The organism is Vibrio sp. Vb1166 (assembly GCF_033338695.1).
Classification (GTDB): Bacteria; Pseudomonadota; Gammaproteobacteria; order Enterobacterales; family Vibrionaceae; genus Vibrio; species Vibrio alginolyticus.
The window spans coordinates 23,731-35,931 of record NZ_JAWOTE010000034.1; the positions used below are offsets into that span (position 1 = coordinate 23,731).

The following is a 12,201-nucleotide window of genomic DNA, read 5'->3' on the forward strand; positions in this document are numbered from 1 at the left end:
AACTATCATCCATCGGGAGAACGTTGATGTCAGTGTCCCAAATGGCGACAAGTCGTTTATACAAATCAGTTCAATCGCTCTGCTCTGCGCGTAATGCTAACTTGCCTGTCGAACAGGGCAAGTGCCTCTATGAGCTAGTAGAAAATGGCGTTGAGCTTCATCGGGCGCATTTTCTCCTCGACTCCCAGCATAGCGAGTATACTTCTCCCGTCGCGAAGATCATGTTTGATGAGGAAAACCAACTTTGGTATTTCTATGTTCCCACATATCACAACGAGCTGTTAAGGTGGGTGCCTTATAAGCCACTTCCATTTAGCCGAATGCTTGAGGACTTACTCAACGAGTTGGAGCGCGATCCTCAAGCGTGTTTTTGGGAATAGGGCGAGCCCAACGGATGCGAATGCCGACATGATTTATACTTTAGGCCTAACAACTTGGTTTCTAAAGTCTTTGGGGGTAATGTTATAAACGGATTTAAATGCTGTACTGAAATGCGCTGCACTTTTAAAACCAGACTCAAACGCTATTTCTGTTATTGATTTTTCTGACTTGCGCAGTTGGGTTGCTGCGAAGTTTATCCGTTTCACCTTTAATATCTGAGAAAACGAAAGATCATCTGCGGCGAGGCGACGTTTTAAGGTTGCGATGGACATGCTCATATGAGCCGCTAAGCCTTCTAGCGTGATGTCTTTTTCAATATTACCCTCAATGTACTTAATGGCTTTTTGAGAGTCGCTCAGGCTACTTGCATCATCTATGATAGATAGGATGTTTGGCTCTACCTCAACCATCAACGACAGCAATGCCATTGCGATATGGCTTTGTGTGTAGTCTGGAGCATTGCGACTCGCTAACTTAACCAACATGTCCTTCAATTGTGCTACTTCGCTACTGGATTGCGTTGAAAAAGGATAGAAGCGCCTTTCTTCCGTTTTGGAACGTAGCATCGGGTGCGCTTTCTTAAAGTCACAGAATATATTTGGATTGAAGACTAAAGCCAGTGCTTTAAAGCCTCCGTCACTAGAGACGGCTTCTGCACTGCTCAGATCTGCGGAGTTATAGAGTGTGAAATCTCCGGCTTTAAGTTCAAATTGCTCGCCATTAGGTTGATGAACTAATAGGGCACCTTCTTCAACAATATATAACCCATTATGTGTTGCAGTGTAACGCTCACTTTTGCGCGCAGTGAAGTGATTAAAGCGAATGATCTCAATGTTCGGCATACTCTTTCTTATCGTTTTACATAACAAATAAAAAAGGCGCTCAATAGAGCGCCTTTTGACTTCATTCGGTATTATTCACTTACAGTCTGTTCTGTTTGTGCTGCTGGTTGTTCAGCGAATACCTGGGTTGGCTTTGCAACTAAACTGCGGTTTTCTTGGTTTACGTCCGTAAGGACAATTTCCAATGTATCCCCAAGTTTGTATACGACCTCTTTATCGATAGAGATGGTACCGTTGTCGCCATTGCACTCAATTCTTTCTTTATTATCAAGAATTAGTGCACCAGGAATAAAGGCTGCTGCGCCATTTTCGAGAAGTCGGACACGTGCGCCTGCACGATTAATATCGAAAATCTCACCTGTGAAACAAGTTTTCTTGCTCGGCTCATCAGCAAGCGTGCGTGCATATAGCCAATCTGAGACATTTCGCTCAGCGATTTTATGATGTTTACGATGTAGAGCTAGCTCTTCGCCTACTTGGTCATCTGGTTTTTGTACGGGTTCTTTACCAAGGATGACGGCCTTCAACATACGGTGGTTGATCATATCACCGTATTTACGAATTGGTGATGTCCAAGTTGCATAGATGTCTAAACCCATTGCGTAATGAGGCAGAGGCTGATTACCCACCTCACTGTATGCTTGGAACTTACGAATGCGGTTATCTAGATAAGACGTTTCTTGAGCTGCCAACCAGCGGCGCAACGCAGCAAAGCCTTCTAGCGTAGCAATAGACTCCGCTGTGAACTCCAACTGGCCTTCTGGATTGACAAGTTGAACCACTTCTTCAATCTTCTCGTTCTTGATACCTGCATGCGTATTGAAGACACCTGTTTCAAATTTATCGCGTAATGTACGACCTGCACAGATGTTTGCGGTAATCATGGATTCTTCAACAAGACGGTTTGCACTGCGGCGCATGTCTGCGTGGATAGCGATTACATCGTTATCTTCACTGAGCTCAAAACGGTAGTCAGGACGATCAGGGAAGACCACTGCGTTTTTCTCACGCCATTCAGCGCGAGCAAGAGAGAACTCATAAAGATCACGAACGATAGTCGCGATCTCTTCAGATGGCGTCCATGCTTCAGAGCTGCCGTTTTCTAACCAATCAGACACGTGATCGTATGCTAGGCGTGCATGTGATTTGATGTTTGCTGCGAAGAATTTAATATCGTCGCCAATCACACCATCTTTACTTACCGTTACGGTACAGCAAATAGCAGGGCGGGTTTCACCTTCAATCAGAGAGCATAGGTTGTCCGCTAAATCACGAGGTAACATCGGGATGTTGCGGCCTGGAAGATAAATAGTATAGCCACGCTCACGTGCTACTTTATCCATTTCATCTTCAGGTGTGATGTAGGCGGTTGGGTCCGCAATAGCGATGGTGAGTTCGAAATCGCCAGATACGGTTTTCTTCGCGTACAGCGCATCGTCCATATCTTTAGTCGATTCACCGTCGATAGTGACGAATGGAACATGAGTCATGTCTACGCGTTCTAGCTCCGCGTCGTCTTTCAGTTCCCAGTTATCGATGCCTGCTGGCTCAGAGTTTGGTAGATCGTTTTGAGCAAGCGTTACCCACCAAGGCGCAATTTTATCATTCGCGTCAGTGATTTTTTCAGAAATTTCTACGAAGAAGGAATTATCGCCTTTTAGAGGGTGGCGAATAAGATGTGCGACAACCCAATCACCTTCGGCGAACTCGTCAGGTTTTAGACCTTTCTTTAGTTTCGCTTTAAGAGATAGCTTTTTAAGCTGTGGGTGATCAGGTGCTACGTTGAGCTTGCCTTTGAACATTTTTACTCGACCAATAAAGCGAGTCACGGCTTGTTCCAGCAGCTCTTGTGGCTCTGCAACTTCGCGTTCATTTTCGGTGCGGATAATGGCGACGACTTTGTCACCGTGCATGCACTTTTTCATGTACGCAGGCGGGATGAAGAAGCTCGTCTTACTGTCCACTTCCAAAAAGCCAAAGCCTTTATCTGTGGCTTTTATTGAGCCTTCTTTTTTGGGCAGGTTTTCTTGGATTTTCTGCTTAAGCTGAGCGAGTAGTGGGTTATCTTGAAACATCTTTTCTTAAATTACCTATGGAGTTGGGCACACTATAATCATTGCGAGCTATTATTACTACCTGTGGAGCGTAATTTCGCCGTGAATTTTGCCAATTTAACCACGAGAAATTGGCTTAAATATTGATGAAATTCTCATCTGTGAGTTACGCGAATCTACGGGGAATGGTAGGGCTGGTGGAAAAATATGCTAAAAATACCATTGTTGAGAATAAATTGTGATGTAATTCAATTTTTTCTGGATTTTTTTATGCTTTTAAGGAATAATCCGCCTCCCTTAGTCGTCCCTAATGGCTTATCGCGGTTGTGTACTGTGCTGTGTTCCCGTCTGAATGGAATCAGTATCTGGATGGATCAGTATCGAATTGGAAGAGCATATGGGACTGTTTTTTTGTTTAATTAAGTAGGATCCCAATGCAAGATTCTGTTATTCAATTCAGTGATTTATCTCTGAATGATTCTATCCTTTCTGCTCTAGACGGAATGGGTTTCGTGTCACCAACTCCAATTCAGGCTGCGGCAATCCCACACCTATTGGAAGGTGCTGACGCGCTGGGTAAAGCTCAAACAGGTACAGGTAAAACAGCAGCGTTCTCTCTGCCTCTTCTCAACAAACTCGATCTAAACCAACGCAAACCGCAAGCGATTGTACTTGCTCCGACTCGTGAGCTGGCAATTCAGGTTGCAGCGGAAATGAAAAACCTTGGTAAAAATATCAAAGGTTTGAAAGTTCTAGAGATTTACGGTGGCGCATCTATTGTCGACCAAATGCGTGCTCTTAAAAGTGGCGCTCATGTAGTTGTCGGTACTCCAGGCCGTGTTCAAGATCTTATCAATCGCGAACGTCTACACCTAGACGAAGTTAGTACTTTCGTTCTTGATGAAGCAGACGAAATGCTAAACATGGGTTTCGTAGATGACGTAACTGCGATCATGGAGCACGCTCCAGAGTCAGCACAACGCGTTCTGTTTTCTGCAACTATGCCTCCAATGCTGAAGAAGATCGTTGAACGCTTCCTTCGTGACCCTGTAACGGTTGACGTTGCTGGTAAAAACCACACTGTAGACAAAGTTCAACAACAGTTCTGGGTAGTGAAAGGTGTAGAGAAAGATGAAGCGATGTCTCGTCTTCTTGAAACTGAAGAAACTGACGCGTCAATCGTATTCGTACGTACTCGTCAAGATACTGAGCGTCTGGCTGACTGGCTATCTGCACGTGGCTTCAAAGCAGCTGCACTGCACGGTGACATTCCTCAGTCTCTACGTGAACGTACTGTTGATCACATCAAACAAGGTGTTATTGACATCCTAGTTGCAACTGATGTTGTAGCTCGTGGTCTTGACGTTCCACGTATTACGCACGTATTTAACTACGACATCCCATTTGATGTTGAGTCATACATCCACCGTATCGGTCGTACTGGCCGTGCTGGACGTAAGGGTAAAGCGATCCTTCTAGTTCGCACTAACCAAATTCGTATGCTTCGCACTATCGAGCGTGTAACTAAGTCATCTATGGAAGAAATCCAACTTCCTCTACGTGACCAAGTTGCTGAAGCTCGTCTAGCTAAGCTAGGCGCTGAGCTTGAAGCAGAGAAAGAGCACAAAGCACTAGACAAATTTGCTGAGCTGGTAGAGAAACTACAAACTTCTCTAGACATCGACCCAGCAACACTTGCTGCTATGCTTCTTAAGCGTCAGCAAGGCAAACGTCCTCTGTTCTACATTGGCGAAGACCCAATGGTTGAAGCAATTGAGCGTGACAAGCAACGTCGTAAAGAGCGCCGTGAAGGTGGTCGCGACGGCGGTCGTAACTTCAACAACCAAGACTGGGATACTTACCAGCTTCAAGTTGGTCGTGAGCAAGGCGTTCAAGTTAAAGACATCGTTGGCGCTCTAGCAAACGAACTAGGTCTAGGTAAAGGTTCTATCGGTGCGATCAAGCTAGCTCAAGGTCACACATTCGTACAGCTACCTAAAGCAATGACTTCAGACGCGGCGAACAAGCTAAGCAAACTACGTATCCGTCAACAAGATGTTGGTGCTGTAGTATGTGATTTCGATGATTTCCGCGAGTCTCGTGGTGGTCGCCGTGACGGTGGTCGTCGCGATGGTGGTCGTCGTGATGGCGGTGGTTACCGTGGCAACCGCGAAGGCGGCAATCGTGGTGGTGATCGTCGTGAAGGCGGTCGTCGCGAAGGTGGTTTCCGTGGTAACCGTGACGGCAACCGCGATGGTAATCGTGAAGGTGGCGAACGTCGTTTCGATCGCAACCGTGGTGGTGATCACCGTGGTGCACATCGTGGTGAACGTGGTCACGGTCGTGGCCGTCGTACAGACGCATAATCACGAGTGATTAAAGCGACGGTTTAAGTTGCTACAAAAAGAATTGAAAGCCGAGCAAAGCGCTCGGCTTTTTTATGCGCGTCTAATACGGTTTTGCTTTTCATCGTGTTTGTTTACCCAACTTATTACTTCGTCTAAGGGCAGGGCAGAACAAGTAACCCTGAATGATGTCACAGCCTCGACTTCTCAAAAAATGCAGTGTGTCCATGTCTTGAACGCCTTCTGCTACGACCGAATACCCTAATCCATGTGCTAGCGCAATCGTGTTCTCAACGATAGAGCGGGAGCCTTCAGTGCGGCTTGCTGTGAAAAGAAATTAACCAGCTTACCTTGAAACGTATTATCAATCTTTCGACGTTTTTGAGGTTATCTCATAATTTGAATCAGTCATTGGCCTTCAGGTTGTGTCATGTCTTCGATAGACTCAAAGTAGTATTTACGATAAGGGAGCCCAGTAAGAGCGTCATGGACGGCATTGCGCTTCTCTCTTTCAGCAACAGTATGAAGCTTTAATATCGAATCGTTGCTCCACTTAATCACCAGCACGACAAAGATACTGCCGCCAAAAAGTATAAGAGAAACCCCCGTTTCTAAGAGAGAAGTAATAGGTTTTTGCATGATAGCGTGCAAAAAAACGGCATAAGCAAAAATGAAACAGCTGATTAACAATAATAGGAAAGTCCACCCGGTTACGTCAGTTTTCGAGCAGATGTTTTTTGTCATCTGCCATCCCCAGCAGAGCAAAATCAAACCTAAGATCACTAATAGAAATGCAATAGTGGGCACATTATTACCCCGATTTATTGATTGGTTTGTTATTTTTGTTCACCCAATAAACAACGTAGCTTATATATCTGACTTTGTACAAATTGACCTATTCATAAATTATGTTTAACAAGTGATATTTTTTAGTCTTCAAATAAAATCAAAACTTGCTACAGATCAACAAAATTTGTTCAATCAAATCGCTTTTACTAAAAGATTGTTGAAAGATTAAAAAATTATTGAATAATAGAGGGGCAAACAAGAAGTACGCAGCGCACAAGCGCTATTACAACCTCTGCTCTACAACAGGATAACTATTTCATGTCTAATTCGTTTGTACTGGTGATCAACTCTGGTAGCTCTTCATTAAAATTTGCTGTTATTGATTCTGAAACCGGTGAAGCTTTGGTATCAGGTATTGGTGAGTGTTTTGGCCTACCTGAAGCTGAAATCAGTTGGAAATATCAGGGAGAAAAAACCGTTGAAGCAATTCCAGCTGGCGGTAACCATCATCAGTACGCTGTTGAGCGAGTGGTAAAACTACTCGAAACTCTAGGTTTGAGCTCAAAATTTGTCGCTGTAGGCCATCGCATTGTCGCAGGCGGTGAAACCTTTAAAGGAACTGTGAAAGTTGATGAAACAGTTATTCAAGAAGTAGAGCGCCTTGCTGAACTTGCACCACTTCATAACAAAGCGAACGCTGAAGGCATGAGAGCGGCAATGGCGGCGTTCCCTTCACTGCCTCAATTTGCTGTATTTGACACTGCTTTCCACCAAACAATGCCAGCCAAAGCCTTTATGTACGCACTTCCTTACGAGCTTTACGAAGAGCATAAAGTGCGTCGTTACGGTGCTCACGGTACAAGCCACTACTACGTAAGCCGTGAAGCAGCGAAAATGCTAGATAAGCCGGTTGAAGAAAGCAGCTTTATCACTGTGCACTTAGGTAACGGTGCATCAGTGAGTGCGGTTAAAAATGGCGAATGTGTTGATACAAGTATGGGTTTGACGCCGTTAGCTGGCCTAATGATGGGCACTCGCTGTGGTGACCTCGACCCAAGTGTTATCGAGTTCCTTTTCCGTAAAGGCTGGGAAAAAGACGAAGTGTTCGAGATGATGAACAAGAAGTCAGGTTTCTTAGGTGTATCTGGTGTGACAAGTGATGCTCGTGGCGTACTAGAAGCAATGGAAGCGGGGAATTCACGTGCGAAGTTGGCATTTGAGATCTTCACTTACCGCGTTGCGAAATACATTACATCCTACCTCGCGGCTCTGGATTCATTAGACGGCATCATCTTCACTGGTGGTATTGGTGAAAACTCACTACCAATTCGTCGTGAAATCTTGAAAAACCTAAAACTGTTAGGTTTTGTTGAAGATGAGAAAGGTAACGAAGATGCAAGATTTGGTAACGCAGGTGTTATTGCAGCATCTGAGTTGTTAGGTGCCAAAGCTCTTGTTATTCCTACTAACGAGGAATTTGTGATAGCTAAACAATCGGTTGAGCTATTGTAATATATAACGAAAACAGAAAGTTAAAAGCGAGCCTCGTGCTCGCTTTTTTATTTAAAGCAATTTGGTAATTACTCTTTGAGTTTCAGAGCTTCGCGCTTTTCGATTAAAAAATCCATCAAGACGCGGATTTTTTTCGGCATATGCTCTCGTGAAGGCATATATAAATAAAACCCTGGAAACTCTTTGCACCAAGGTGTCAGAACTCGGGTCAATCTTCCCTCATCTATGTGCTTTTCCACCCATAAATCAATATGCTTCACTAAACCCACACCCTGTATTGCAGCTTGTAACATACTATAGTCATCATTAAAAATAGCATTACCTTTAGGCTCGAAAACGAGGGTGCGCTTTGCAACATCTGGAGAGGTTAGCGACCAATGATCAATTGTTCCGCTAGAGGTAAAACGATAAGCAAGGCAATTGTGATCTTCTAAATCCTCAGGAGTTTGAGGTAGTCCATTTTGCCTAAAGTATTCAGGAGAGCTCACTATTGCCGTTGTTAACGGCGGAGTAATAGGGATCGCAACCATATGTTCATCTAAGCTTAATCCTAAGCGAATGCCAGCGTCAACGCCTTCTGCGACGATGTTAGAAAACCCATCATCCATGATTAGCTCTAGGCGTATTTTAGGATAACGAGAGAGGAACTCACCTAGATAGGGCTCAATAAGCAGCCGAGCAGCGGTTCTTGATACACTGATACGGATTAATCCCGAAGGCTCAAGATGAGAGTCGTTCAATTCGTTAACGACCTGCTCAATGTTCACCAATGAAGGTTGCAAAATATCAAGCAGACGTTGGCCTTCTTCCGTCAGCGACATACTTCTGGTGGTTCGATTAATTAACCGAACTTGTAGCTGTTGTTCTAACGCTTTTAGGTGTTGTGATAAGGCAGCACGGGTTACCCCCATTTCTAAGGCTGCTTTAGTGAAACTGCGATGGCGAGCAATATGTGCAAACCACGTCAGTGATGAAATTAAAGAAGGTTCTATTCTCATTTGTTAAGTATAACTAAACAGTCATGTAGATAAAACGATATTTATCCGAAACAGTGTGTTGACTAATATTACATCGAAGCTTAGGTCAGCCTGAGATGAACAGTTAACCTCTAATGGAGAATGTCGCTATGTCTAAAGTCACTTTCAAAAATCTCAATGGTCAAGGTATTGAGATTTCAGCGGTTATCAACTTCCCTATAGATTTTGATGCAAGTAAACAATATGCGGCGGTTGTTGTTTCACACCCAGGTGGTGGCGTAAAAGAGCAAACCGCAGGCCTATATGCGAGTAAACTTGCAAAAAGCGGCATAATTGCCATTGCGTTTGACCGTTCGTATCAAGGTGAAAGTACAGGTGAGCCTCGCCAAATGGAAAACCCTTACACGAGTACTGAAGACGTGAGCGCAGTCGTCGACTATCTGACAACGTTAGAGTACGTCGATAACGATAAAATTGGCGCAATGGGGATTTGTGCTGGTGCGGGCTATAGTGCAAATGCAGCGATCAATGATCGTCGAATCAAAGCACTGGGTATGGTTAGTGCCGTAAACATTGGCCAAATGTTCCGTAATGGTTGGGATAATTCGGTTAACGATGCTGACGCTGTTGGTTACTTAGAATTTGGTTCGAATGCTCGCACAACCGACACGAATGGTACAGAATTCGCGACTATTCCTCTAGCTCCGATGCGTGAAGAAGATGCCTCAAATGCAGAACTACGCGAAGCTTGGGAGTATTACCACACACCACGTTGTGAACATCCAAATGCGCCGGGTTTTGCTCTAACTCGTAACTTAAATCAGATCATTACTTACGATTCGTACCACAAAGCGGAAGCATTCCTAACTCAGCCAATTCTTGCTGTCGTTGGTAGTGACGCAGGCAGCAAATGGATGAGTGATGACCTGATAGAACGTGCTGCGAGTTCAGATAAAACCTTGTATGCCATTGATGGTGCAAACCATATGTCGCTTTATGATGTTGCCGAATACGTCGATGACGCAGTATCCCAACTCGCATCTTTCTTCCAACGCACTCTTTAATATTCCCGATGAAAGGCTCAATTGCTTCGAGCCTTTCTGCTCTCAAGGCTTTTTACTCTTAAGGTATTGATTATGAATATGCAAAAAATCACTTTTAGAAATGCTGATATGTCTTGGGATATGTCTGCATTAATTTTATTCCCAGAAGGCTTCAATGAATCGAAACGCTACCCAACAATGATAAGTGTTCATCCTTTTGGTAGTTGTAAAGAACAAACATCCAGCGCTGTCTATGGTAAAGCCCTTGCTGAGTTAGGTTACGTCGTGATCGCATTTGACGCGAGCTTCCAAGGAGAATCGGGAGGATTGCCTCGCTACGTAGAAGACCCAAGTCAACGTGTTGAAGATATCAGTCGCGTTATCGACTATGCAGTAACTTTACCATATGTCGATGAGAATAGAATTGGTGGACTCGGTATCTGCGGCGGTGGTGGTTACATGATCAATTCAGCCCTAACCGAAAAGCGCTTGAAAGCTGTCGTAGGTATTACGCCTGTTAACTTAGGCCGCTTGTTCCGTGAAGGCTTTAGTATGTACGACCCTATCGCCAATCTTGAAGCTATGGCTGCACAGAGAACAGCCGAAGCTCGCGGCTCAGAGCTGAAAATCGATGAACTTCTTCCTCCAAATATTGAATTTGCAAAAGAAAATGGATTAACAGAACGAGACGTGTTCGAAGCTACTGAATACTACAAAACATCACGTGGACAAACCGAAGGTGGTGCAACTCGTATGCTGTTTTCACATGCACAGAAAACACTGAGCTGGGATGCCTTTGCATTTGCCGAAACGTTATTGACTCAGCCTGTTATGGCCGTGGTAGGGCAAAAAGTCGGGGCGTTTGGTGCTTATCGTGATGGGCAGGAAATTTATGGCCGCTCTGTTCAATCAAAAGACCGACAGCTGGTTAATTTGGAAAATTGGTCTCACTATGAACTGTATGACCATCCAGAAGCAGTCGGCATTGCAATGGACAAGGTTTCTGCATTCCTTGAAACACACTTAAAATAATCTAATAAGTTAGAAGCGTTTTGTAGAGTTGCAAAGCGCTTATTTTTAACAGCGTAAGATGTAGTTCGAAGCGAGTAGGTCGGTAAATCTTCGTGCGAATAACCTCATCTACAGGCTATTGACTAAATACCACTGCCAAATACTGTTTAAGACAATGTACACTGAAACCTAATTAAAGGCGTTAGATAGGAATGAAGTTTAATTTATGCGCAAATCAGATAAGAAGGTCGAGAATCTAATTAGAGGAGTGTTGACCGAAGTTTGTGAAGATACGCTAAAAGGCTACGATGGCTTTCTTTGGGTGACTCATACCGTCAAATTCTCTTCTTTTCCACAAAGTTTAGAAATAGTCTGCGTATTCGAAACGAAGCAAGATCGAGCTAACTTTTTTGAAGGAGAGGGCCGCCAGCATGTTTCCACAACTATTCAAAAGGCATTTAATAAGGCAGGAGTGCAACTAAAGAACGCCAGTAAGCAAATCAGTTACGATACAAAACAAAAGTGTTAGTGCGGGCAGCAATGGTCCGTAATAAAATGGTGCTTGGCTACCTTGCTATAAAAATGCAAAGGGCACTGGATGGGCAATGAAGCTTCAGCTCACTTAGATATACATCGGTGTAACTATGAGTTATGGAGTTATGGAGTTATGGATTGTGAATACGGTTGGTTTTCTAATGTTGCCTTAAGAGGCCATGATTAGTCGTTTACAATGAGTAAAGTACAAACTTCTGCATGGTGGATATCCGCAGAAAATTATTGAAAAGAAAGGCTCTAGCTGGAGCGGTCTATCATTTTCTTTGGGTTACCTCGACTATGAATAGCTTAATTGCTATGTTTCGCAAAATATATGGATATTCTTCTGCTCGTTATCTTCAGATGCCGTGCAGAAGAATGTGTTTGCCGGCTGAGGGAAAAATGAAAACCAAAATAATAATGTCTTTTCTACTCGCTACATTATGTGTCAGTGTCAGCGCCAGTACGAATGAGCCGAAATACCATTCTGCGCTAACAGTCAAAACGGGATTCAGTGAAGACAGAGACAAGCCTGTGGAAGTCTATTATTGGTATCCCACAACGAACGAAAAAAACAACTTCTCGTTTGGTAGGGGGAACATTTTTAAATCAGTCGAAACGCAGTTAGATGCCCCTTTAGCAAGTGGAAAATTTCCCGTTGTGCTTTTGTCGCAGGGCGGAACACGGTCAGCGTTTTCCCACAGTGGTTGGAT

General features: G+C 44.0%; 10 protein-coding genes and 1 pseudogene. 6 read left to right on the forward strand and 5 right to left on the reverse strand.

The features are described 5' to 3' along the window. The first annotated feature begins 26 nt into the window (after positions 1-26). On the forward strand, positions 27-380 hold the full coding sequence (locus R7E51_RS21650; protein WP_017821084.1) for a DUF3024 domain-containing protein: 354 nt from the start codon (positions 27-29) through the stop codon (positions 378-380). Between the two features lie 33 nt (positions 381-413). Here R7E51_RS21650 and R7E51_RS21655 read toward each other — a convergent pair whose 3' ends face one another. Both R7E51_RS21655 and rnb read right to left on the reverse strand, forming a co-directional pair. Continuing rightward, the gene (locus R7E51_RS21655; protein WP_206958530.1) at positions 414-1,223 is read right to left on the reverse strand and encodes a helix-turn-helix transcriptional regulator; all 810 of its coding nucleotides are present in this window, start codon (positions 1,221-1,223) and stop codon (positions 414-416) included. Positions 1,224-1,294: 71 nt separating this feature from the next. Further along, positions 1,295-3,298: an exoribonuclease II gene (gene rnb, locus R7E51_RS21660; RefSeq protein ID WP_054579642.1), complete on the reverse strand. Its 2,004-nt coding sequence runs from the start codon at positions 3,296-3,298 to the stop codon at positions 1,295-1,297. 413 nt (positions 3,299-3,711) lie between these two features. Between rnb and R7E51_RS21665 the strand changes: the two genes are divergently transcribed. Further along, the gene (locus tag R7E51_RS21665; protein WP_005375680.1) at positions 3,712-5,643 is read left to right on the forward strand and encodes a DEAD/DEAH box helicase; all 1,932 of its coding nucleotides are present in this window, start codon (positions 3,712-3,714) and stop codon (positions 5,641-5,643) included. A gap of 72 nt (positions 5,644-5,715) precedes the next feature. Here the strand turns inward: R7E51_RS21665 and R7E51_RS24135 are convergent. Together R7E51_RS24135 and R7E51_RS24140 are read right to left on the reverse strand one after the other, a co-directional pair. Continuing rightward, a pseudogene (locus tag R7E51_RS24135) lies at positions 5,716-5,959 on the reverse strand (EAL domain-containing protein); the annotation flags it as partial. Between the two features lie 71 nt (positions 5,960-6,030). Continuing rightward, positions 6,031-6,261 carry a hypothetical protein gene (locus R7E51_RS24140; RefSeq protein ID WP_224721257.1) on the reverse strand — a complete coding sequence of 77 codons (231 nt, stop codon included), beginning with the start codon at positions 6,259-6,261 and terminating at the stop codon, positions 6,031-6,033. Between the two features lie 468 nt (positions 6,262-6,729). Here R7E51_RS24140 and R7E51_RS21675 point away from each other — a divergent pair, with 468 nt between their 5' ends. Then, positions 6,730-7,923, forward strand: a complete 1,194-nt coding sequence (locus R7E51_RS21675) for an acetate/propionate family kinase (RefSeq protein ID WP_053350660.1) — start codon at positions 6,730-6,732, stop codon at positions 7,921-7,923. Between the two features lie 68 nt (positions 7,924-7,991). Here the strand turns inward: R7E51_RS21675 and R7E51_RS21680 are convergent, their stop codons facing one another. Beyond that, the gene (locus tag R7E51_RS21680) at positions 7,992-8,921 is read right to left on the reverse strand and encodes a LysR family transcriptional regulator (RefSeq protein WP_062730945.1); all 930 of its coding nucleotides are present in this window, start codon (positions 8,919-8,921) and stop codon (positions 7,992-7,994) included. A gap of 128 nt (positions 8,922-9,049) precedes the next feature. Here R7E51_RS21680 and R7E51_RS21685 point away from each other — a divergent pair, with 128 nt between their 5' ends. The 3 genes from R7E51_RS21685 to R7E51_RS21695 all read left to right on the forward strand — a co-directional run bounded on the left by R7E51_RS21685 (position 9,050) and on the right by R7E51_RS21695 (position 11,483). Then, on the forward strand, positions 9,050-9,964 hold the full coding sequence (locus R7E51_RS21685; RefSeq protein ID WP_206958529.1) for an alpha/beta hydrolase: 915 nt from the start codon (positions 9,050-9,052) through the stop codon (positions 9,962-9,964). A 72-nt stretch (positions 9,965-10,036) separates the two neighbouring features. Next, complete coding sequence (locus R7E51_RS21690; protein ID WP_017635745.1) at positions 10,037-10,975, forward strand: alpha/beta hydrolase; 939 nt, start codon at positions 10,037-10,039, stop codon at positions 10,973-10,975. 205 nt (positions 10,976-11,180) lie between these two features. Then, positions 11,181-11,483, forward strand: a complete 303-nt coding sequence (locus R7E51_RS21695; protein ID WP_054579645.1) for a hypothetical protein — start codon at positions 11,181-11,183, stop codon at positions 11,481-11,483. The last annotated feature ends 718 nt before the right edge of the window (positions 11,484-12,201 follow it).